The sequence below is a fragment of the Methylobacterium litchii genome (assembly GCF_038442315.1).
GTDB classification, from domain to species: domain Bacteria; phylum Pseudomonadota; class Alphaproteobacteria; order Rhizobiales; family Beijerinckiaceae; genus Methylobacterium; species Methylobacterium litchii.
The window spans coordinates 162847-185607 of the sequence record NZ_JBBXMY010000010.1 but is presented as its reverse complement, the minus strand read 5'-3'; the positions used below and the strand labels follow the sequence as shown (position 1 = coordinate 185607).

Sequence of the window (22761 nt, the reverse complement as noted above, 5' to 3'; positions counted from 1 at the left end):
TCACTGGGTGCGCATGATCTGGATCACCGCCGGGGTGATGATCACCACGAACAGCACCGGCAGGAAGAACAGGATCATCGGCACGGTGAGCTTCGGCGGCAGCGCGGCGGCCTTCTTCTCGGCCTCGATCATCCGCAGGTCGCGGCTCTCCTGGCTGAGCACCCGCAGGGCTTGCCCGACCGGCGTGCCGTAGCGCTCGGCCTGGCTCAGGGCGGTCGCCACCGCCTTCACCGGATCCAGGGCGGTGCGCATCACGAGGTTCTCGTAGGCCATGCGCCGGTCCGGCAGGAACGACATCTCGGCCACCATCACCGCCAATTCCTCCGCCAGCACCACGGACGACACCGCGATCTCGGTGCTCACCTTGCGGAAGGCGTTCTCGATGGCCATGCCGGATTCGACGCAGATCAGCGTCAGGTCGAGGGCATCGGGCCACGCCTTGCGGATCTCGGTCTGGCGCTTCTTGGCGGCGTTCACGAGGAACAGTTCCGGCGCCTTGATGCCGAGGAAGGCGGCGCCGATCGTCATGGCGACGCGCATCAGATAGGAGACGTCGAACGCCTCCAGGATGAACAGGTAGAAGACCGCCGCGATGAACGCGGCGACCGGCGCCACGAGGCGGAAGAACAGGAAGGCGGTCTCGGCGCCCTGGCCCCGGTAGCCCGCCATCAGCAGCTTGCGCTTGGCGGTGTCCGTGCCGAGCCAGCGGCGCAGATTGTACCGGTCCACGACCTCCTTCATGTACGCCTTGGGCTCGGTGCGCAGGCTGCCCTTGGTGGTCAGCTTCTCGCGCTCGCGCCGCCGGATGATCTCGCGCTCGTCACTCACGAGCTTCATCCGCTTGCCGAGCTTGTCGGGTTCGAGGAAGGGCTGCGCCACGGCGAAGGCGGTCGCCGCCGCCGCGAGGGCGGCCAGCGCCGTGCCCACGAAGCGGGCGTCGAACAGCTTTGCGGCGATCTCCTCGACCATCCCGTCCCCGTCAGATCTCGAAGGCGATCATCTTCTTGATGACCAAGATGCCGAGGCTCATCCAGATCGCCGAGCCCACCAGGGCGATCTTGCCCGCGTCGGTGGTCCAGAGCAGCGAGATGTAGTCGGGGCTGGTGAGGGTGGTGATGCCCGCCACGCCGAAGGGCAGGGCGGCGATGATCGAGGCGGAGGCCTTGGCCTCCATGCTCATCGCCTGGATCTTGCCGCGCATCTTGGCGCGGTCGCGCAGCACCCGCGAGAGGTTGTTCAGCGCCTCGGAGAGGTTGCCGCCCGATTGCTGCTGGATGTTGATGACGATCGAGAAGAAGTTCACCTCGGCGGTGGGCACCCGCTCGTGCAGCCGGGCCACGGCCTCGCCGAGGGACAGGCCGAGCGCCTGCGTCTCCACGATGGTGCGGAACTCGCCGCGCAGGGGCTCTTCCGCCTCGCGGGAGACCATGCGGAAGCAATCGCCCACGGGGATGCCGGTCTTGATGCCGCGCACCACCACGTCGACGGCGTTGGGCAGTTCCTTGTTGAACTTCGCCACCCGGCGCAGGCGCAGCCAGCGCAGCAGGAAGGGCGGCAGGCCGCAGGCGCCGAAGAAGGCGCCGCCGAGGGCGGCGAACACGCTATCGGTGAGGAGGAACAGGAAGAACGCCGAGACGAAGCCGGCGATGCCGGCGAAGGTCCAGTAGGTCTTCTTGGTCCAGTCGAGGCCGGCGCGGGCGATCTTCAGTTCCAGCGTGACCTTGGCCGCGCCCTTGGCCTTGGCCTCGATCTCGCTCAGCGTCTTGGCGACCTGATCGCGCCGGTTCACGCCGCCGCCCCGTCCGGTCGCGGCGACGTTGGTCACGGCGATGGACTTCAGGCGCTTGGTCGCCCGGCGCTCGCCCGGCATCAGGGCGACGATGCCGGCATAGGTGATCAGCGCGACGGCGACGCCCATGAGGCCCGCGGCGACGGGCAGGCCGGGCAGGAGCGCGTCGAGATCGGGCCAGAGGTCGGGCATGGCCTCACGCCCCTTCGACGACTTCGGCCGCGTCGAGGGCCGCGCCCAGGCGGCCTTCCAGCCCGTAATAGCGGGCGCGCTCCCAGAAGCGCGGGCGGCCCACGCCGGTCGCCCGGTGGCGGCCGATGATCTTGCTGTTCGCGTCCTCGCCGAGGATGTCGTAGAGGAAGATGTCCTGCGTGGTGATGACCTCGCCCTCCATCCCCAGCACCTCGGTGATGTGGGTGATGCGGCGCGAGCCGTCGCGCAGGCGGGTCGCCTGGATGATCACGTCGATCGAGCCGCAGATCATCTCGCGCAGCGTCTTCGAGGGCAGGGTGAACCCGCCCATGGAGATCATCGATTCGATACGCGACAGGCACTCGCGCGGGCTGTTAGCGTGCAGCGTGCCCATCGAGCCGTCGTGGCCGGTGTTCATGGCCTGCAGGAGGTCGAACGCCTCCGGGCCGCGCACCTCGCCGACGATGATCCGCTCGGGGCGCATACGCAGGCAGTTCTTCACGAGGTCGCGCATCGTGACCTGACCCTGGCCCTCCATGTTGGGGGGGCGGGTTTCCAGGCGCACCACGTGCGGCTGCTGGAGCTGAAGCTCCGCCGCGTCCTCGCAGGTGATGACACGCTCGTCGTGCTCGATGAAGGCGGTCAGGCAGTTCAGGAGCGTCGTCTTGCCGGAGCCGGTGCCGCCGGAGATGACGACATTGCAGCGCGACTGGCCGATGATCTTCAGCACCTCCGCCCCCTCGGGGGAGATGGCGCCGAAGCGGACGAGCTGGTCGAGGGTCAGCTTGTCCTTCTTGAACTTACGGATCGTGAGGGCCGGGCCGTCGATGGCCAGCGGCGGGGCGATGACGTTGACGCGGGATCCGTCGGGTAGGCGCGCGTCGCAGATCGGCGAGGCGTCGTCCACGCGCCGGCCCACCTGGCTCACGATGCGCTGGCAGATGTTCATCAGCTGCTGGTTGTCGCGGAACCGCACGCTGGTGAGCTGGATCTTGCCGGAGACCTCGATGAACGTCCGCCCGGCGCCGTTGACCATGATGTCGGCGATGTCGTCGCGGGCGAGCAGCGGTTCGAGCGGGCCGTAGCCCAGCACGTCGTTGCAGATGTCGTCGAGCAGTTCCTCCTGCTCGGAGATCGACAGGACGATGTTCTTGAGCCCGATGATCTCCGTGACGATGTCGCGGATTTCCTCTCGCGCCGTCTCGGCGTCGAGATGGGCGAGCTGCGTCAGGTCGATCGCCTCGATGAGGGCGCCGAAGATCAGGCTCTTGGTGCGGTAATATTCGTCCGAGCGCGCGGCCTCCACCACCACCGGCGCCTGGCGCGCGGGTGGGGGCGCCTCGCGCGCGAGGGTCGGCGCGGGAGAGGGCTGCTGCATCGCCCGCGCCTGGACGACGGGGGGAGGCGCGGCGGTCGAACCGGATTGCCGTCTACCGAACATGATCGTTGCGGACCCGCATCACGAAGCCTTGCGGCGGGCGGCGAGCTTGGCGAGCAGCGGCTCGAGCAGGCTGGCGCCCCCGCCCTTGCGTCGCGTCTCGACCCGGCCGATGGCGGTGGCGGCGAGGTCGTTGAACAGCTCGGCCACCTTGGAACCGGGCTGCACCTCGGCAATCATCTGGCCGTTGTTGGCGGCGGTGCCGAACAGGGCCGGATCGAAGGGAATGGTCGCCGCCAGCGGCACGTCGAGGGCCTTGGCGAACTCGGCCGCCGCGATCTCCGGCCGCTTGGCCATGCCGCTGCCGTTGAGCAGGATGCGCGGGGGCGCGTCGTTGGGGCGGCCGTGCTTCAGGGCGCCCATCAGGTTCTTGGCGTTGCGCAGGCTGGCGAGATCGGGGCCGGCGACGACGAGGATCTCGTCCGAGGCCGCGAGGACCCGCTTCGTCCAGGCGTTCCACTGGTGCGGCACATCGAGGACGAGGCAGGGCACGTTGGCCCGCAGGTGCTCGATCAGCGTGTCGAAGGCGGGCTCCGACAGGTCGATGGTCCGGTCGAGGCTCGCGGGCGCCGAGAGCAGGCTGAGGTTGTCGCTGCACTTCGAGAGCAGGCGCTCCACCAGGGCGGCGTCCAGGCGCTCGGGGGCGAACACCGCCTCCGCGATGCCCTGCGGCGGGTCCTGGTTGAAGTTCAGCGAGGCGGTGCCGAAGGCGATGTCGAGGTCGGCGATCACCGTCGGCACGCCCTGGCCGCGGGCGATGGACCACGCGAGGTTGTGCGCCACGGTCGAGGCGCCGATGCCGCCGCGCACGCCGAAGACCGAGATGGTGCGCCCGATCGGCTTCACCCCGGCGGCGGTGAACATCTCGGAGATGGCGGCGATCAGCCCCAGGGGCTCGACCGGGGCCATCAGGTAGTCGGAGACGCCGCGCTGGAGGAGCTGGCGGTAGAGCGTCACGTCGTTCAGGTGGCCGATCACCACGACGCGGGTGCCCTCGTCGCAGACCTCGGCGAGGGCGTCGAGGCATTCCAGCGGCTTCGAGCGGGCGCCTTGCACCTCGATGACGATGACGTTCGGCGTCGGGGCGTGGCGGAACGCCTCGATGGCGGCCGCGCCGCCGCCCATGCGGACCTTCACCCGCGCCCGCTGCAGGCGCCGGTCCTCGGCGGCGGCCTCGATCATGGCCGCCGTCTCGGTCAATTCGCAGAAGGCCTGGATCGTGATCCGGGGCACCGGGGCGATCACGCGATCGGCCGTCTCGCTCTGCTCCGCCATCACGGGACTCTCGGGGTTGAAACGCGGTTTTCGGCGCCGGGGGCCGCTCGGTCCCCGGCGTGACACATCAGTTGCCGACCTGAGCCTTCACGGATGTCTGGCCATCCTGACGCCACTGGGTTGACGGATCCTTGCCTTCGCGCAGTTGCCCGACGTCGCGGATGCGCTTGACCGAGTCGATTCGGCCCTCCGGACGCCCGCGGACGAGGTCGATCGGGTCGGCGACCTGGGCGGCCACCATGGACTGCGTCGAGCAGCCGAGGTTCCAGACCGGGCGGTTGCTGTTGTCGAAGGCGAAGTTGCTGCCGCCGAGATCCTGCGGCCAGGTCCCGCAGGCATCGGCCACCTTGGCCTGCATCCGCTGGAAGCTGAGGCGGATCGGTGCCGCGAGTTCGGGCGCGGCCACCGCGTAAGGGTTGGCGACGATGTCGCGCCGGGCCACGCCGTCCTGGCCCGCCCGCTGCACGATGAGGCCCGCCGTGCGCTCGGTGGCCACGGCCCGCACCGGTGGCAGCCCGCGCGGCACCTCCATCAGCATCCCGCCCCGCCCGTAGCGGCGGTATTCGAGCATGAAGGCGTCCACGTCGTCCCCCTGGCGGGGATCGAGATGGCCGGGGCCGGTGGGGAACACGTCGAGGCTGCGGGTGCCGTCCGCCAGCACGATCGGGTGCCGGGCACGGTAATCGGAGGTGCCGATCGCCCCCGTCACGGGGGGCTCGGCCTTGCAGGCGCCGGCCAGGGCCGCGAGGGCGCAGACACAGGCGAGGTGCAGCCGCAGCCTGGACGGCGTCTGCGAGGGGGCGGGCGTCGTGCGTCCGGTCATCTCGGTCCTCGGCTCTCCGGCCGCGTGTGAGGGCTACTCGACGATGAAGCCGACGCGGCCGCGATAGGTGGGGGCCAGCGCCGGGGCGCCGGCCTTGCCGTAGAGGCGGTTGAACTGGCCGAGCAGCACGGCCTGGGTGTCGGCCGTGTCGACGAAGTTGTCGTCCGGCCGGCTGGCCTGGCGCGGCTCCACCGGCTTGGCGATGTAGGGGGTGACCATGATCATCAGCTCCGTCTCCTGGCGCTGGTAGTCGCGGGAGCGGAACAGGGCGCCGAGGATCGGCAGGTTGATCAGGCCCGGCAGGCCGGTGAGGGCCTGCTTGTTGACCTGCTGGATCAGGCCGGCGGTCATCATCACGCCGCCCGAGGGCAGTTCCACCGTCGTCTCCGAGCGGCGGACCCGCGTGCCCGGCACGGCGACCGAGGCGGAGCCGATCGGGAAGTTGAAGCTTTGCTGCGGGTCGATCTCGGTCACGTCGGTGGCGACGCGGATCGAGATGCGGTTGTCCGCCAGCACGACCGGGGTGAAGGACAGCGCGACGCCGTATTGCTTGAACTCGATGCCCGGCGTGCAGACGCCGGTGGTGCAGGCCGCCGAGGACGGCACCGGGAACTCGCCGCCCGCCAGGAACTTCGCCGCCTCGCCGGAGATCGCGGTGAGGGTCGGCTCGGCGAGGATGCGCGAGACGCCGGCCTGCTCCAGGGCCTTCACGGTGGCGGTGAGGGAGAAACCCGCCCCCCGGGCCGAGGCCTGGAACTGGCCGCTGCCGGTGCTGCCGCCGCTGATCGGGAAGGCGGTGGGGTTGCTGAAGCCGGTAAGGGACGGATCGGCGATGTTCCCGAGCGGGTTGATGGCCGACCAGTTGCCGTTCAGGTTCACGCCGAACTGCTTGATGACGTTGCGCGAGACCTCCATCACGGTGACGCGCAGCATCACCTGATCCTTGTTGCGGATCGTGAGGTTGTTGATCACCGCGCCGCGCGCGCCGGAGGCGACGCCGCCCGTGGAGCCGCCCCCCGTCGCCCCGCCGGCACCGAGGCCGACGAAGGCGTTGGAGATGTCGATGGCCTGCTGCGCCTCGGCCGAGGAGTTCACCGAGCCGGAGAGCAGCACCGAGGCGCCGGAGGAGCGCACGTCGAACCGCCCGCCGGGGATGCTCTGCTGCAGCAGGTCGCGCAGGGTGCTGAGGTTGAGGTCGCGGGCGACGGTGACGTCGAGGGCGGCGATCTGGCGCCCCTCCGCATCCATGATGAAGATGGTGGTGGCGCCGTCGGCCATGCCGATCACGAACACCTTGCGGGTCGAACGCACCACGGCGTTCGCCACGGCCGGGTTGGCCACGAACACTTCCTTGGCGTCGCGCGGCAGGTCGACGATGACCGAGCGGCCGGCGGTCAACTCGACCCTCCGGCTGGTGTTGGCCTCCGCCACGCCCACGGTGACGACCGGCGCCGGCCCGAGGGAGCCGCGCTCCTGCGAGCCGCGCAACTGGGCCGTGGCCGGACCCGGCAGGGCGGTCAGGGCGGCGAGCGCCAGCGCGCCGAGGCGGCGCGGGGCGGCGGGGCGGGTGATCATGGCGCGAGCCTTCCTGTCGCGAACCGTCATGGCGCTCACGGCGTGTGCTGCCGGGTGATGCCGAAGCGCACCACGGTCAGCCCCTGTTCGGGACCGGCCGCCTCGGCGACCGGCGTTTCGGCTTCGGCCGTGTGGCCGGCATCGGCGAGGCTGCGCAGGGCCAGGGAGAGCGACCCGATCTTCTGGGCCAGCGTCACCGTCTCGGCCTGGGGCGGCGTGAGGGCCAGCGTCGCGGTCTCGCCCGTGACGACGTTGGTGCCGTTCTTTTCCTGGATGAGCTGGCCCACGGCCAGCACCCGGATGTCGCGCAGGATCGTCTGGGAGACCTGCACGTCCGACCCCGCATTCTTCGAGGCGGCGTCGTCGCGGAAGGTGCGGATCACGTCGACCCGGTCGTTCGGCAGGATGAAGCCGCCGGCCGAGTTGGTGCCCCGGCTGTCGGTGACGATGGCCACCGCCCGCATGCCGGCCGGCAGGATCGCGGCCATGAAGCCGCTCTCGGGCCGCACGAGCTTCTGCGCGCGGATCGGCTCGCCGGCGAGGAAGGGGGAGCGCACGGTGGCCCCCACCGTCGTCTCCAGGGCGTCGGGCTTGTCCTTGCGGGTCACGAAGCCGGGGGAGACGGCCGATTCGGGCCAGGGCTGCCAGCGCAGGTCGGCGGCCTGGAGCACCTGCCCCATCGCCTCGTCGGCGGCGGCGACCAGCACGTCGGTCGTGGGCGGCGGGGGCGCCTGCACGACCTTCTCCGGCGGGGGCGGCGGGGGCGGCGGGCTGCCCCCCATGAGGTAGGCCGCCCCGCTGCCCGCGAGGAGGGCGATGCCGAGGACGGCGAGGCGGGCGGGTTTCATCGGGCTTCCGGTCGGGCCTGGGGGTCAGCGGAGCGCCGGATCGGCGGACATGACCGGAAGTTGCGCTCGATTGGTGTAAACATGGTTAAGTGTTGCTGACCGATGCGCCGCCGGCCCTGTCTCGCCGTGCGAAAGGAGGCGGGAACCGTCACGTCCCCGTGCTCGCCGCCGTGGCGCGGCTCCGGCGCTTGTCCTAGGCTCGCGCCCGACTCGGCCCGTCAGAGGCCGGGGATACCAGCACGACGGGATGAAACGCATGGTCAAGGGTATCGGCGGCGCGGCGCTCGCGGCCGCCCTCGCGGGTTCGGTGCTCGGTTCGGGCCCCGCCGCGGCACAGGCCCCGGCGCAGGGGGCCTATTCGGGCAACGCGGTGAAGATCGGCATCCTCAACGATCAGTCCGGCCTCTACGCCGAGTTCGGCGGCACCGGCTCCGTCGAGGCGGCGAAGATGGCCGTCGAGGACATGGGCGGCAAGGTCGGCGGCGTGCCGATCGAGATCGTCTCGGCCGACCACCAGAACAAGCCCGACATCGCCTCGGGCATCGCGCGCCAATGGTACGACCGCGACGGCGTCGACGCGATCATGGAGCTCACGACCTCCTCGGTGGCGCTCGCGGTGCAGGGCCTGTCGAAGGAGAAGAAGAAGATCACCATCACGACGGGCGCGGCCTCCAGCGACCTCACCGGCAAGGCCTGCACGCCCTACGGCTACCACTGGGCCTACGACACCCATGCGCTGGCCGTCGGCACGGGCGGAGCCCTGACGCGGGCGGGGGGCAAGACGTGGTTCTTCCTCACCGCCGACTACGCCTTCGGCACGGCGCTGGAGAACGACACCTCGGCGGTCGTGAAGGCCAATGGCGGCTCGGTGGTGGGCTCGGTGCGCCATCCGCTGTCGGGCCAGGACTTCTCCTCGTTCCTGCTCCAGGCCCAGGGGTCGAAGGCGCAGGTGATCGGGCTCGCCAATGCCGGGCTCGACACCTCGAACTCGATCAAGCAGGCGGCGGAATACGGCATCACCGATGGCGGCCAGAAGCTCGCGGCGCTGCTCTTCACCTTGTCCGAGGTCCACGGGCTCGGCATCAAGGCGGCGCAGGGCCTGACCCTCACCGAGGGCTGGTACTGGGACCTCAACGACGAGACCCGCGCCTTTGGCCAGCGATTCATGAAGCGCACCGGCCGGATGCCGAACATGATCCAGACCGGCACCTATTCGGCGGTGCTGTCCTACCTCAAGGCCGTGAAGGCGGCGGGCACGGACGAGACCGACGCGGTCAACGCCAAGCTGAAGGCCCTGCCGGTGGACGACGTGTTCACCCATAACGGCCACGTCCAGCAGACGGGCCTGATGGTGCACGACATGTACCTGTTCGAGATCAAGAAGCCCGCCGATTCGAAGGGCGAGTGGGATCTCTACAAGTTGGTCTCCACCATCCCCGGCAAAGAGGCCTACGCCACCGAGGCCGAGAGCGGCTGCCTGCTGGTGGCGGGGAAGTAAGGGGCTTGAACCCCCGGCGTCATTGCGAGCCACGCGAAGCAATCCAGTCGGCACTGAATCGTCCGGACGCGTCGCGCCCTGGATTGCTTCGGCTTCGCCTCGCAATGACGCAGTTGGGGGGGGCGGCGAAAGTGCCGGACCGAAGTGATGACGCGGAGATCGTATGAAGCCCTTGCCGTCATTGCGAACGCAGTGAAGCAATCCAGGGATGCGCCGCGGCCGGAGAGGGCCTGCTACGAATACCCGCCCTCGAGCCGCGCCATCCAGGCATCGGCTTCGCGGTCGGTCAGGTGCAACCCTGTCGCCTCATAAGTCGCCCAGGCGGCAACGGCCTCCTGCCGGAAGGCCTCGCGCTTTTCCTCGCGGGCGACGTATTCGGTGATGGCCTCGCGCATCAAGTAATGCGCGGAACGGTTTTGAGCCTTGGCGAGCTCACGCACCCGCGCATGGACCTCGACGTCCAGCTTCACGGCGACGGGGCGCGTGGCGGGCATCGACTCGCTCCTCGGTATCGAAAGGTAATACCGAGGATAGCGCGCTGCCTCGGCCCCCGCTACCCCGCCCACACCTCCCGGTACAGGGCAGCGATCTCCTCCGCGTTCGGCACGCGCGGGTTGTTGCCCGGCGAGCCGGAGGCCAGGGCCTGCTCGGCCATGGTCGGGATCAGCGCGTCCCATTTCGCGGCGTCGAGGCCGTATTCCTGCGGGCTCGGCACGTCGAGGTCGTCGTTGAGGGCGCGCAACTCGTTGACCAGCGCCGAGGCCGCCGCCTCGTCGCCGGGGCCGCACTTCACCCCCATCGCCCGGGCGCAGGCGGCGTAGCGGTCGATGGCGCCGGGGGCCGAGAAGGCCGTCACCGCCGGCAGCAGCATCGCGTTCGACAGGCCGTGCGCCACGTGGAAATGCGCGCCGATCGGCCGGCTCATCCCGTGGACCAGCGCCACGGACGCGTTCGAGAAGGCGATGCCGGCCTGGGTCGCGCCGAGCATCATCGCCTCGCGGGCGGCGCGGTCGCCGGGATCGGTCCAGACCCGGCGCAGGTTCGGGGCGATCAGCCCCATCGCCTGCAGGGCGAGCCCGTCCGAGAAGAGGTTCGACCGCCGCGAGACATAGGCCTCAATGGCATGGGTCAGGGCGTCGATGCCCGTGTCGGCCGTGAGGCGCTTGGGCTTGGTCAGCGTCAGCTCGTAATCGACCAGCGCCGCCACCGGCAGGTAGGCGAGGCCGATGCAGAGCATCTTCTCGTCGTTGGCCTCGTCGGTGACGATGGTGAAGCGCGTCGCCTCCGATCCGGTACCGGCGGTGGTCGGGATCGCCACGATGGGCAGGCCCGCCTCCTCCTGCAGGTGGGGCGCCTTGTAGCGCCGCATCGGGCCGCCGTGCCGGGCCAGCACCGCCACCGCCTTGGCCGTGTCCATGGGCGAGCCGCCGCCGAAGCCGACGACGCAATCGTAATCGCCCTGCTGGAGCGCCGCCAGCGCCGCATCGACCGAGGCCACCGTCGGGTCGGGCACCGTCTCGGAGAAGATCCGCGCCGTCACCCCGCCGGCCGCGAGCCGCTCCGTCAGGGTCTCCACCGCGCCGCTGCCGGCGAGGAACGGATCGGTGACGACGAAGGGGCGGGACAGGCCGAGCTGGCCGAGCACCTCCGGCAGGAGCCGGGAGGCTCCGGCGCCGACGCGCATGAGACGCGGCAGGGCGATCGAGGCGACCATTGTTTCCTCCATGCGGCCCGCCGGCGCGGGACCTTTCTCCTGTTTCCATAGGCCTCGGGAGAGCCGGGCGAAACCGGCGATCCTGACAAGCGTGGGGGCTTCACCCGTGCCCTGGCGCACCTTCCGGCATGAACCGCGCCCGCCCTCGCGCGTTCGGTGCCGGATTGCTGCATTGCAAAAACGCCCGTTGCGGCCGGCGCGCGTCCCCCCGATCTTCCCAGGCCAGGAAAGGAGGCCAACATGAGCGAGCATCCCCACGGCGCCGAGCCGACCAACCCCGCCACCGCCGTCCCCGAGCGTTCGCCGGACATGGTGGCCCCCGAGACCGCGCGCTTCGCGGGCCACGTCCTCGCCGGCCCGAAGGCCGAGAAGACGGTCGCCCTCGCCCTGCAGGGTGGCGGTGCGCACGGCTCCTTCACCTGGGGCGTCCTCGACGCCCTGATCGAGGACGGGCGGCTCGGCTTCGAGGCCCTGACCGGCGCGAGCGCCGGGGCGATGAACGCCGTCGTGATGGTCGATGGCTGGGTCAAGGGCGGGCCGGACGGCGCCCGCGAGGCGTTGGAGCAGTTCTGGCGGGAGGTGAGCCTCGACGGCGACCTTGGCCCGACGCAGCGCAACATGGTCACGGGCCTGCTCAACCTGTGGAAGGGCAACCCCGTCGCCGAGTTCTGGCTCAAGGCCCTGACGCCGAGCCCCTACGTGTCGAACCCGCTCAACATCAACCCGCTGCGCAAGGCCCTGGCGAAGCAGGTGGATTTCGAGCGCCTGCGCGATGCGCCGACGGCGGGGGTGTACGTGTCGGCCACCAATGTCTGGACCGGCAAGCTCGCCGTGTTCGAGCGCGATACCCTCACCGTCGATCACCTGATGGCCTCGGCCTGCCTGCCCACGGTGTTCCAGGCGGTGGAGATCGAGGGCGTGCCTTATTGGGATGGCGGCTACCTCGGCAACCCGCCCCTCTACCCCCTCTACCGAGGCGCGCGGACCCGCGACATCCTGCTCGTGCAGATCAACCCCGTCGAGCGGCGGGAGACCCCGCGCACCGAGGCCGAGATCCGCGACCGGCTGAACGAGATCACCTTCAACGCCAACCTGATGCGCGAATTGCGGGCGATCGACTTCGTGGACGGGCTGATCGAGGAGGGCACGCTGGGCCGCAACGGCTACGAGCGCGTGCTGATCCACCGGATCGACGGCACCGATGCCCTGGAGGATTACAACGCGGCCTCGAAGCTCGACGCCCGCTGGAAGGTTTTCCTGCGCCTGCGCGACAAGGGGCGGGCGGCGGCCCAGGCCTGGCTCGGCCAGCATTTCGAGCAGGTCGGCCAGACCTGCACCATCAACCTGCGCGACGCCTATCAATAGCGCCGGGATTAATCCCGGACCCTGCGGCGTTCACCTGACATGCCCGATAAGAACGCCCTACCGGACATCGTCGACCTTCTGGTGCCGCTTCGGCGCTATGCCCGTGCGCTGACACGGGATGCCCTGAAGGCCGACGACCTCGTGCACGACACCCTGGTGCGCGCCCTGGAGGCGAAGGGGACGCTGCGCCCCAACACCAACCTGCGCACCTGGATGATGACGGTGCTGCACAACGTCTTCATCGACGAGCAGCGCCGCCGCCAGGTCGAGGTGCGTCACGCCGACGCCCTCGTGCGGATGCACGACGAGACGAGCCCGCCCGCCCAGGAGGGCCAGGTGCGGCTCGCGCAGATCCGCGAAGCCTTTGCCACCCTGCCGGAAGAGCAGCGCGCCGCGCTCCACCTCGTGACCATCGAGGGCATGGCCTATGCCGACGCGGCGGCTGTGCTCGGCATCCCCATCGGTACGCTGATGTCCCGCCTTGGGCGCGGGCGCGCCGCCCTGCGCGCCTTCGAGGAGGGGACACGTCTCGGCCGCGACGCGGACGATCCGCCGGGCCCGGCCCGACCGGCCCGTCCGCCGCTGCGGCTCGTCACAGGCAACGGCGCCCCACGGCGGGCCGTGGGTGATTCGTGATTCGGGGCGCTGCGCCCGCCCCCTTTCCGGGAGCCCGTCACGCCGGACGGGAGACCGGCAGACTTTAGGATGTCACCGATGATCGATCCGATCACAGACAGCGATCTCATCGCCTTCGTCGATGGGCAGATCGACCCGATGCGCCGCCTCGAGATCGAGGCCCATCTGGCCGCCCATCCCGACGCGGCGGCCCGCGTCATGGCGGATTTCCACGACCGCGACGCCCTGCGTGCCAGCTTCCGCGAACGCCTCGGCCCCGGCCCGGACCGCAACTTCGCCCTGGCCCGGCGGCTCGACCGCTCCCTCCGCTGGGGCCGGGTCGCCTCGCGGATGAAGCGGGCGGCGGCCATCGCCGTGCTGGTCGGCGCGGGCTGGCTCGCCCATGACGAGATCGGCCGCTTCGGCGTGCCGGATACCCTGGCCTCCCCCATCGATGCGAGCCTCGTAGAGGACGCACGCCAAGCCCGGGCCGTGGCGCATTTGCGCCTCGTGACGGCGGCGGATGCGGCCTCCTACGACCGGGACCGCCTGCGCCGGGCCACCGGGGTCGAGCTGCCGCCCCTGCCGGAGGGCTGGCGGGTCCGCGACCTGCAGGTCTTCCCGTCGCGGCACGGCACCGGCATCGAGGTCGCGTTCGAGGCGGAATCCATCGGCGAGGTCTCCCTCTTCGCCACCCGCGCCGACGGCCGCTCCGGCCCGGCCATGCTCGGCGACACCGCCGAGGGCCGCGTCCTCGCCTGGACCTCCGGCGGCAACGCCTATGCGGTGAGCGGTCCCCTGCGGGATGCGGTGCTGCAGCGCGCGGCGAACCTGCTCGGGGGCTGAGCGCCCTCGACAGAGCGGCCCGCTTGGTGCGAAACACGGGCCATGCGGGCGGGATCGGAAGACGAAGGGCTCGGCGCCCTGTTCGAGGCGGCCCTGGCCGCCCGCCAACGGGCCTACGCGCCCTATTCCCGGTTCAGCGTCGGCGCCGCCCTGCGTGACGAGACCGGCGCCCTCCATGCCGGCTGCAACGTCGAGAACGCGGCCTATCCGGTCGGCACCTGCGCCGAGGCGGGGGCCATCGCCGCCATGGTCGCCGCCGGGGGCAGGCGGATCGCCGCCCTCCTCGTCTGCGCGGACGGAGCCGTGCCCGTGACCCCCTGTGGCGCCTGCCGCCAGCGCATCCGCGAATTCGCCGGGCCCGAGACGCCCGTCTTCGCCGCCGGGCCGGGCGGGGTGCTCGCCCGCCACACCCTCGACGCCCTGCTTCCCGCTTCCTTCGGCCCCGAGACCCTGTCGTGACGGAGGGTGCCCTCGCGACCCTGCGAGAGGCCGGCTTCCAGGGGCCGTATGCCTGCGCCATCGTGGCCGGGACCGGGCTCGGGGCGCTGGCCGAGGGGCTGGAGGACGCCACGAGCCTCGACTACGCGGCGATCCCCGGCTTTCCAGGGGCGGGCGTCAGCGGCCATCGCGGACGGCTGCACCGGGGCCGGATCGGCGGGCGGCCGGTGCTGGTGTTCGAGGGCCGCGCCCACGCTTACGAATCCGGCGATCCGGCCGCGATGCGCCTGCCCCTGGCCTGCGCCCGCGACCTCGGGGCGCGCTGCCTGTTCCTCACCAACGCCGCCGGCTCGCTCCGGCCGGAGGTCGGGCCGGGGCGGCTTGCCCTGCTCACCGACCACATCAACCTGTCGGGCCTCCACCCGCTGATCGGCGAGGCGAGCGACGCCCGCTTCGTGCCGATGACCGACGCCTACGACCCCGCCCTGCGCGCGCGGCTCGCGCAGGCCGCGCGGGGGGAGGGGATCCCGCTCGCCGAGGGGATCTACGCGTGGTTCTCCGGCCCGAGCTTCGAGACCCCGGCCGAGGTGCGCATGGCCGGAATCCTCGGAGCCGACCTCGTGGGCATGTCGACCGTGCCCGAGACCATCCTCGCCCGTTTCCTCGGCCTGCCGGTCGTGGCCGTCTCGGCGGTCACGAACCTCGCGGCGGGGATCGCGGGCGGAGCGCCCCACCACGCCGAAACCAAGGCGGTGGCCGCCGCCGCCGCCGGAGACCTCACGCGGCTGGTGCGTGCCTTCGCCGCCGCCCTGCCCGAGCCGGGAGAGACCCCATGACGACCGACGAATCCCGCGCCGTCGCCACGCGGGCGCTCGCCCTGCTGGACCTGACCGATCTCAGTGACACCTGCACCGAGACCAAGGTCGATGCCCTGTGCCGGGATGCCCGTGCCGGGGGCGTCGCCGCGATCTGCGTCTGGCCCTCCTTCGTGGCGCAGGGCGCGCAGGCACTGGCCGGCACCGGCATCCGCATCGCGACGGTGATCAACTTCCCCGCCGGGGACGAGGATTCCGCCCGCGCGGCCGACGATGCCGCCGAGGCCTGCCGCGACGGGGCCGGGGAGATCGATCTGGTGCTGCCGTACCGCGCCCTTTTGCGCGGGGACGAGGCCGTGGCGCGGGACGTGATCGAGGCGGTGCGCGAGACCTGCCCCGATTCCCTGCTTAAGGTCATCCTGGAGACCGGCGAGCTGCGCACCCCCGCCGCCATCCGCGCCGCCGCCGATCTGGCGCTCGCGGCCGGGGCCGACTTCCTGAAGACCTCCACCGGCAAGAGCCCGGTCTCGGCGACGCCGGAGGCCGCGCGCATCCTCCTCGACGCGGTGCTGGCCTCCGGGCGGCCGGCGGGGGTGAAGGTCTCCGGGGGCCTGCGCACTCTCGACGATGCCAGGACCTATCTGGCGCTCGCCGACCGGGCGATGGGCCCCGCCTGGGCGCGGCCGGCGACCTTCCGGCTCGGGGCGAGCAGCCTGTTCGGCGTGCTGATGCAGGTGCGGGAGGGCTGAGGATGCGCCTGCCGCAGGAGATCATCCGCGCCAAGCGCGACGGCGGCATCCTCTCCGACGACGAGATCGCCGCCTTCATCCGGGGCCTCACGGACGGGGCCGTCACCGAAGGGCAGGCGGCGGCCTTCGCCATGGCGGTGTTCTTTCGGGGCCTGTCCATGCCGGAGCGGGTCGCCCTGACGCGGGCCATGACTCATTCCGGCGATGTGCTCGCCTGGGACCTGCCGGGGCCCGTCCTCGACAAGCACTCGACCGGGGGCGTCGGCGACACGGTGAGCCTGCCGCTGGCGCCGATGGTGGCGGCCTGCGGCGGCTACGTGCCGATGATCTCCGGCCGGGGCCTCGGCCATACCGGCGGCACCCTCGACAAGCTCGCGAGCCTCCCCGGCTACGACGTCGCCCCCGATCCCGACCTGTTCCGCCGGGTCGTGGCCGAGGTGGGCTGCGCCATCATCGGCCAGACCGCGCGGATGGCGCCGGCCGACAAGCGGCTCTACGCCATCCGCGACGTGACCGGCACGGTCGAATCCCTCGACCTGATCACCGCCTCGATCCTGTCGAAGAAGCTCGCGGCCGGGCTCGGCGGGCTCGTGATGGACGTGAAGCAGGGCTCGGGCGCCTTCATGGAAGGGCTGCCGGAGGCCCGCGCCCTGGGCGAGAGCATCGTGTCCGTGGCGGTCGGCGCCGGTCTGCCGACGACGGCCCTCATCACCGATATGGACGCGCCGCTCGCCTCGGCCGCCGGCAACGCCGTCGAGGTCGCCTACGCCGTCGATTATCTCACCGGCCGGCGGCGGGAGCCGCGCTTCCACGCCGTCACCCTGGCTCTCGGCGCCGAGATGCTGGTGCTGGGGGGCCTCGCCGCGACCCGCGAGGAAGGGGCATCCCGGCTGGAGGACGCCCTCGCCTCGGGCCGGGCGGCGGAGCGCTTCGCCCGCATGGTCGCGGCGTTGGGCGGCCCGTCCGATCTCCTTGACCGGCCGGAGGCCCATCTGCCCGTCGCGCCCGTCCGCCGCCGGGTGGAGGCGCCGAGCACGGTCGCCTCGGTGGCGACACGGGAGATCGGGCTCGCGGTGATCGCCCTCGGGGGCGGGCGCACCCGGCCGCAGGACGACATCGACCCGGCGGTGGGCCTCACCGACCTCGCCCGGCCGGGCGATGCGGGGGGGCTGCTCGGGATCGTCCACGCGGCGGACGAGGCGGGCGCCGACCGGGCCGAGGCGGCCCTGCGCGCCGCCTACCGGATGGGCGAGGCCCCGCCGGAGCGCCCAGCGGTGATCGAGCGGGTCGGCGGCTGACGCGCCCAAACGAAAGGGCAGGCGTCGCTGCCGGCCCCTGATGCCGTTCCGCGTGGCGCGGATTAGCGCTGGACGATGACCTTCGTGCCCACCTTGGCGTGGGTGTAGAGGTCCATCACGTCCTCGTTGGTCATGCGGATGCAGCCCGAGGAGACGGCGGTGCCGATCGTCTCCGGCTCGTTGGAGCCGTGGATGCGGTACATGGTGCCGCCGAGGTACATGGCGCGGGCGCCGAGCGGGTTCTCGACCCCGCCCTTCATGTAGCGCGGCAGGTCGGGCCGGCGGCGGATCATCTCGGCCGGCGGGCGCCAATCCGGCCACTCGCGCTTCATGGTGATGGTCTGGACGCCGCCCCAGGTGAAGCCCGGACGGCCGACGCCGACGCCGTAGCGCAGGGCCTGGCCGCCGCCGAGCACGTAATAGAGGCGCCGCTCGGCCGTGGAGACCACGATGGTCCCGGCGCCGTAGGGGCCATCATAGGCCACCGTCTCGCGCTGGATCGCGGACATCTGCGGGACGGCCGCGCTCTGCTGGAGCGGGTCGGCGGTGGTGAGGGCGGTGTTGACCACCGGCACGGCGGCCGGCTCGGTGGCCTGGGGTCGCACGCGCACCGTCAGTACGTTGTCGATGGGCTGGCGAGTCAGCGGATCGATCTCGTAGGCGAAGGCGGGCGCGGCGAGAACGGCCGCGCCGGCAAGGCCGGCGAGGGCGGGAATAAAGCGACGCATCAAAGCCTCACGAGGGCAGGCGCAAATTGGCGGAGAACGCGGGAACGCTGGCGGACACGATGCCGTGCCGATCCTCACCAAGGCCTAAACGCTCCGGCCCCAAAGCCAAGCCTGAAACCCACGCCCCCGGCCATTCCGCCGCCCCCGTGATGTCATGGCAACACTGTGGCAGCGTGGCCATAAAGTGACGGGTGGGTGTCGGGCTGATGGTGTTTGTTCGGTGTGGGATTGACCGTGCTGTCGGCTGCAAACCCACACCCGTCATTGCGAGCGCAGCGAAGCAATCCAGGGATCCGCGTCGTCCTGAGGCGTCCCGCTGCCCTGGTTTGCTTCGCTGACGCTCGCAATGACGGGGAGGGTGTCACACCTCGTCGGCGGCGGGGATCCACACGGCGGGCTCGCGGGCGGTGGTGCGGGTCGGGCCGGCGGGGATGCCGCGGATTTGGACGAGCTCCGCCAGCTCCGGTGCCTGGGCGGTGTCGTCCGCCGTCAGGAACAGGCCCCGCGCCCGCGCCGCGCGGCCGAGGTCGGAGCGGCTGGTCCAGACGCTCTGGGCTGGGCTGGTGAGGAGCGCCAGGGCGACGGGGGCGAGCCACAGGCCGAGCCAGAGGTTGCCCGCCCAGGCGAGGCCGAGGAGCATCGTGGCCCCCACCACCACCGCATCCACCTGGAGGCGGAACGCCTCGGCCCAGGAGACCTGCCGGTCGTCGCGGGCCTGCGTTTCCCAGCGCACCACCTTGCCGAGGAAGGTCGCGCAGACGGCGCCCGCCGTGAACAGGGTCATCACCGGCCACAGGAACACCCAGACGGCCTGTTCCAGCGCCGCGCTCGCGAGCAGGCGTCCGGTGCCGCCGAAGGCGGCGCGGCGCTCGCGGGAGCCCAGCACGTGGACGAGGCTGAGGAGCTTCGGCGCCGCCAGCACCCCGACGGCAAGCGCCGCCAGGGCGTGGGCCGCCGGGCCCGCGCCGCCGAGCCCGTAGGCCAGGAGGCCGAGATCGCCGCTGCGGGCCGCCTGCCACGCACCGAGGCCGAGGAAGGCGATCCACAGGGGCAGCACGCCGTAGGAGAGGATGCCAACCACGATGTGCCAGCGGCTCGCCCCCCGCAGGCCCTTCCAGGGCAGCACGCGCAGGTGCTGCAGGTTGCCCTGGCACCAGCGACGCTCGCGGCCGAGCAGGTCGATGAGGTTCGTGGGCATCTCCTCCCAGGTGCCGCCGAAGTCCGGCAGGAGGCGCACCTCCCAGCCGGCGCGGACCATCAGCGCGCCTTCCACGATGTCGTGGCACAGGATCTCGCCGCCGAGCGGCGCCCGGCCGGGGAGCACCGGCAGGCCGGCATGGGCGGCGAAGGCCTCGATCCGCAGGATCGCGTTGTGGCCCCAGTAGCTACCCTCCGGCCCCTGCCACGTCTCCAGGCAGCGCAGGGCCAGCGGCGCGTAGAGCCGCACCGCGAATTGCTGCACGCGGGCGAACAGCGTGTCGCGGCCGGCGGCGTAGGAGACGGTCTGGATCAGACCGACCTGCGGGCTCGCCTGGATCAGCCGGACGAGGCGGGTCATCGCCGCGCCGGTCATCAGGCTGTCGGCGTCCAGCACGATCATGAACGCGTAGTCGTGGCCGTGGCTCGCGCAGAACTCCGCGACGTTGCCGGCCTTGCGCCCGACATTCTCCCGGCGCCGCCGGTAGCGGATGCGCGGCAGGGCCGGGTCCGCCGCCGCCCAGGCCTGGATGCGGGCGAATTCGTGCTCCTCCACGGCGGCGATGGCGCCGTCGCGGGTGTCCGAGAGGACGAAGATGTCGATGTCGGCCGTGCCCTCCCGCGCCAGGGACCGGGCCATCACCCGCAGCCGCGCGAACACCGCGACGGCATCCTCCGCATGGATCGCCACGATGGCCGCCGTCCGCCCCGCGCCCTGCGGCAGCGGGCCTGCCGCCTCGGCGGCGCGCTCCAGGGCGGAGATCGTCCGATCACCGAACAGGCCGGCGAGGAAGCCGTAGAGGTACTGCCAGGCGGTGAAGGCCTGCCAGCCCAGCACCAGGGAGAAGGTGACGAGCACTGCTGTCGAGAGCGCATCCACCGCCGGATAGGCGTGCGAGGCGAGCCACGCGATGGCCGCGGCGGTGGCGAGGCTCGGCACGGCCAGGGCGAGGCGCCGCCCCACGAGGGCACGCGGCGCTCCGTGCCACGCCTCGCGCAGGGGCGAGGTGGCGGGCGGGTCGCGGTCAGGAAGGGCGCTGTGGGACATGGGCGCGGATACTCGACCGAGGCGGGCATGCGGCGCACCAACCGGGCGGGCGCCGTGGGACGGAACGATCGGCGCAGGGCGAAGACCCCGCACCCCCGGCGCATCGCCGGAAGCCGACCGATCGATCCCCCCATGCCGCCGCCGCGATGCCTCGCACCGGGCGGCCGGTCAAACTTTGAGTAGCGGCATCGGCCTGAATATCGACAGAACGACGGCGCAAGCTGCCGTTCGGGCGGGACTTTCCGACGCGGGCGGTGGTTTTCAGGCGATCATGTCCTCGATGCGGATCGGAAGGCTGCGCTGGCGGTGCCCGGTGGCGTGGTACACCGCGTTGGCGATGGCCGCGTTCACCCCGATGACACCGAGCTCGCCGAGGCCCTTCACGCCGAGCGGATTCACCTTTTCGTCAGGGTCCGGGACGAGGATGGCCTCCACCGTCTCCGCGTCGGCGCTGGTCGGCACGAGATATTCGGCGAGGTCCGGGTTGCGATAGGCCGCCCCGTCGAGCACCGTCTCCTCCAGCAGGGCCGAGCCGAGGCCCCAGATCATCCCGCCCTTCAACTGGCTGAGGGCGGTGAGCGGGTTCAACACCCGCCCCGCCGCGAAGGCGCCGGTGAGCCGGGGCACCCGGATCTCCCCGGTCTCGGCATGGACATGCACCTCCGCGAATTGCGCGCCGAAGGCCCAGGAGAGGGCATCGTCCGGCAGGGTGAGGCCGATATGGCCCTCGCGCAACGCTTTCAGCGCATCCGGCTTGCTGCCGCGCGGCACGAACGCGGCCACGACCTCCACCGCCTCTCCCTCCGGCGCCCCAGCGAGCTTGTCGCGCAGCTGCGCGCAGCCGAGGGAGAGAGCGTTCATCAGGCTCGTGGTGGTGCTCGATCCGCCGGAGATGCCGGCCGGCGGCAGATCGGTGTCGCCGAGAAGGACGCTCACCCGTTCGACGGGGACGCCGAGCCAGTCGGCGGCGCCCATGGCCAGCAGCGTCGTGATGCCGTTGCCGATCTCATGGTGGGCGGCGGCGACCTCGACCGCGCCGTCGGCGTTGCGCCGGACCCGGATCGTCGCGGCGGCGATCTTCACCGGGCGCACCGAGGTGGCGCAGCCGAGGCCGACCCGCCACGGCCCCTCCGTCATGGCGCCGGGGCGCGGCAGGCGCCGCTCCCAGCCGAAGGCCTTCGCCCCGGCCTCGAAACAGGCCATCAGCGGGCGCGAGGTGAAGGGCTTACCGCTGACGGGATCGCGCGCCGTGTCGTTGCGGCGGCGCAGGTCGATCGGATCGAGGCCGAGACGCCACGCCATCTCGTCCATCGCGCTCTCGAGGGCGAAGAGATACGGCACCTCCGGCGGCGCCCGCATCGGGCCCGGCGTGTTGCGGTCCACCCGCACCGCCCGCTCCTCCGTGCGGATCGCCGGACAGGCATAGAGGCTCGCGGTGACGTCGGTGCCCTCCATGGCGAAGGGATCGAAGCGCGAGGTCACGACCTCCGCCTTGTGCACCAGGGCGGTGAGGCGCCCCTCCGCATCGGCGGCGAGGCAGATGTCGTGGCGCGATTCGGGCCGGTAATTGGCGATGGTGAAGCATTGCCGCCGGGTGGGCACCAGCGAGACAGGCCGTCCGAGGCGCCGCGCGGCGAGCGCCACGAGGGCGGTGTGCTGCGACAGGGCGAATTTCGAGCCGAAATGCCCGCCGATGAGCCCTGAGACCACGCGCACCTTGGCGGGATCGAGCCCGAGTTGGGCCGCAAGCCCGTGCTGGACCGCGCCGACGAAGCGCGTCGGCTCGTGTACGGTGAGCCGGTCGCCCTCCCAGGCGCAGCGGGTGGTGAACAACTCGATGGGGTTATGGTGCTGGATCGGCGTGGCGTAGCGCGCCTCGATCCGATGGGCCGAGGCCCCCAGCGCCGCCTCCGCATCGCCGACCCGGACATCCTCGTGGTAGGCCTTCAGGTCCGCGAGGCGGATGGTCTCGGCGCCGGGCGCATCGAACCCGGCCGAGGCCGGTGCTTCCTGATAGGTGACCCGCACGCCGGCGGCCCCGGCGGCGGCGGCCTCGGAGGTCTCGGCGACCACGAGGGCCACGATCTGCCCGGCATAGGCGACCGCATCGGACTCGAGCGGCCGGTGCGAGGAGTTGACGTAGCCGCCGGCCATCAGGTGCGCCACGGGGGCGACGTGGCCGGCGCACTCGCGATGGGTGAACACGGCGAGCACGCCCGGCACCGCCTGCGCGGCGGCGAGATCGAATCCGACGATCCGCCCCCGGGCGATGGTGCTGGTGACGAGGGCCGCATGGGCCATCGCGGCCCCGGTTTCCCGCCGCGGGGTATCGGAGGCATAGACGGCCGTGCCGGTGACCTTGGCGGCTCCCTCGACTCGGCTGTGGCTCTTGCCCAGCACCGCTTCCATCGCCGCCTCCCGCATCCCGTGCCGGGGGCAACCGGCCAGCCCCGCCGGACGCTCCGCCCTGCGGCGCCGGGACTCGGGACGGAACCCGCGCAGCAACCCCT

Annotated in this window: 20 protein-coding genes; 8 read left to right on the top strand and 12 right to left on the bottom strand. The window is 71.7% G+C overall.

Annotated features, from left to right (window positions below; genetic code table 11):
* From AAHF99_RS18500 to cpaB, 7 genes are all read right to left on the bottom strand, one after another.
* Complete coding sequence (locus AAHF99_RS18500; protein WP_243951898.1) at window positions 1–969, bottom strand: type II secretion system F family protein; 969 nt, start codon at window positions 967–969, stop codon at window positions 1–3.
* 10 nt (window positions 970–979) lie between these two features.
* Window positions 980–1981, bottom strand: a complete 1002-nt coding sequence (locus AAHF99_RS18495) for a type II secretion system F family protein (protein ID WP_342165963.1) — start codon at window positions 1979–1981, stop codon at window positions 980–982.
* 4 nt (window positions 1982–1985) lie between these two features.
* A complete protein-coding gene (locus AAHF99_RS18490; protein WP_342165962.1) occupies window positions 1986–3422 on the bottom strand; it encodes a CpaF family protein in 1437 nt (478 codons plus the stop codon).
* 18 nt (window positions 3423–3440) lie between these two features.
* Window positions 3441–4694: an AAA family ATPase gene (locus AAHF99_RS18485; protein ID WP_243951901.1), complete on the bottom strand. Its 1254-nt coding sequence runs from the start codon at window positions 4692–4694 to the stop codon at window positions 3441–3443.
* A 67-nt stretch (window positions 4695–4761) separates the two neighbouring features.
* On the bottom strand, window positions 4762–5517 hold the full coding sequence (locus tag AAHF99_RS18480; protein WP_342165961.1) for a CpaD family pilus assembly protein: 756 nt from the start codon (window positions 5515–5517) through the stop codon (window positions 4762–4764).
* Between the two features lie 33 nt (window positions 5518–5550).
* Complete coding sequence (locus AAHF99_RS18475) at window positions 5551–7092, bottom strand: type II and III secretion system protein family protein (RefSeq protein WP_342165960.1); 1542 nt, start codon at window positions 7090–7092, stop codon at window positions 5551–5553.
* A 35-nt stretch (window positions 7093–7127) separates the two neighbouring features.
* Window positions 7128–7940: a Flp pilus assembly protein CpaB gene (gene cpaB, locus AAHF99_RS18470; RefSeq protein WP_243951904.1), complete on the bottom strand. Its 813-nt coding sequence runs from the start codon at window positions 7938–7940 to the stop codon at window positions 7128–7130.
* 256 nt (window positions 7941–8196) lie between these two features.
* Here cpaB and AAHF99_RS18465 point away from each other — a divergent pair, with 256 nt between their 5' ends.
* Window positions 8197–9438, top strand: coding sequence for an ABC transporter substrate-binding protein (locus AAHF99_RS18465; RefSeq protein ID WP_342165959.1), 1242 nt, complete (start codon window positions 8197–8199; stop codon window positions 9436–9438).
* Window positions 9439–9671: 233 nt separating this feature from the next.
* Here the strand turns inward: AAHF99_RS18465 and AAHF99_RS18460 are convergent, their stop codons facing one another.
* Complete coding sequence (locus AAHF99_RS18460) at window positions 9672–9932, bottom strand: CopG family ribbon-helix-helix protein (RefSeq protein ID WP_342165958.1); 261 nt, start codon at window positions 9930–9932, stop codon at window positions 9672–9674.
* Between the two features lie 59 nt (window positions 9933–9991).
* Entirely contained in the window at window positions 9992–11152 is a 1161-nt protein-coding gene (locus AAHF99_RS18455; RefSeq protein WP_342165957.1) for an iron-containing alcohol dehydrogenase, read from the bottom strand.
* A gap of 240 nt (window positions 11153–11392) precedes the next feature.
* Between AAHF99_RS18455 and AAHF99_RS18450 the strand changes: the two genes are divergently transcribed.
* The 7 genes from AAHF99_RS18450 (at window position 11393) to deoA (ending at window position 17278) form a co-directional block, all read left to right on the top strand.
* On the top strand, window positions 11393–12517 hold the full coding sequence (locus AAHF99_RS18450) for a patatin-like phospholipase family protein (protein ID WP_342165956.1): 1125 nt from the start codon (window positions 11393–11395) through the stop codon (window positions 12515–12517).
* A 39-nt stretch (window positions 12518–12556) separates the two neighbouring features.
* Window positions 12557–13153, top strand: coding sequence for a sigma-70 family RNA polymerase sigma factor (locus AAHF99_RS18445; RefSeq protein ID WP_243951910.1), 597 nt, complete (start codon window positions 12557–12559; stop codon window positions 13151–13153).
* A gap of 78 nt (window positions 13154–13231) precedes the next feature.
* A complete protein-coding gene (locus AAHF99_RS18440) occupies window positions 13232–13978 on the top strand; it encodes an anti-sigma factor family protein (protein ID WP_342165955.1) in 747 nt (248 codons plus the stop codon).
* A gap of 42 nt (window positions 13979–14020) precedes the next feature.
* A complete protein-coding gene (cdd, locus tag AAHF99_RS18435) occupies window positions 14021–14437 on the top strand; it encodes a cytidine deaminase (protein ID WP_342165954.1) in 417 nt (138 codons plus the stop codon).
* The gene (locus tag AAHF99_RS18430) at window positions 14434–15252 is read left to right on the top strand and encodes a purine-nucleoside phosphorylase (RefSeq protein ID WP_342165953.1); all 819 of its coding nucleotides are present in this window, start codon (window positions 14434–14436) and stop codon (window positions 15250–15252) included. The genes cdd and AAHF99_RS18430 overlap by 4 nt, the downstream gene beginning before the upstream one ends.
* Window positions 15249–15980: a deoxyribose-phosphate aldolase gene (gene deoC, locus AAHF99_RS18425; RefSeq protein WP_342165952.1), complete on the top strand. Its 732-nt coding sequence runs from the start codon at window positions 15249–15251 to the stop codon at window positions 15978–15980. Before AAHF99_RS18430 ends, deoC begins: the two co-directional genes overlap by 4 nt.
* Window positions 15981–15982: 2 nt before the next feature.
* Entirely contained in the window at window positions 15983–17278 is a 1296-nt protein-coding gene (deoA, locus tag AAHF99_RS18420; RefSeq protein ID WP_342165951.1) for a thymidine phosphorylase, read from the top strand.
* Between the two features lie 62 nt (window positions 17279–17340).
* Here deoA and AAHF99_RS18415 read toward each other — a convergent pair whose 3' ends face one another.
* The 3 genes from AAHF99_RS18415 to AAHF99_RS18405 all read right to left on the bottom strand — a co-directional run bounded on the left by AAHF99_RS18415 (window position 17341) and on the right by AAHF99_RS18405 (window position 22660).
* Window positions 17341–18006 carry a L,D-transpeptidase gene (locus tag AAHF99_RS18415; RefSeq protein ID WP_342165950.1) on the bottom strand — a complete coding sequence of 222 codons (666 nt, stop codon included), beginning with the start codon at window positions 18004–18006 and terminating at the stop codon, window positions 17341–17343.
* Between the two features lie 361 nt (window positions 18007–18367).
* Entirely contained in the window at window positions 18368–20251 is a 1884-nt protein-coding gene (mdoH, locus tag AAHF99_RS18410) for a glucans biosynthesis glucosyltransferase MdoH (RefSeq protein ID WP_342165949.1), read from the bottom strand.
* Window positions 20252–20512: 261 nt separating this feature from the next.
* The gene (locus AAHF99_RS18405) at window positions 20513–22660 is read right to left on the bottom strand and encodes a xanthine dehydrogenase family protein molybdopterin-binding subunit (protein WP_412759912.1); all 2148 of its coding nucleotides are present in this window, start codon (window positions 22658–22660) and stop codon (window positions 20513–20515) included.
* Between the last annotated feature and the right edge of the window lie 101 nt (window positions 22661–22761).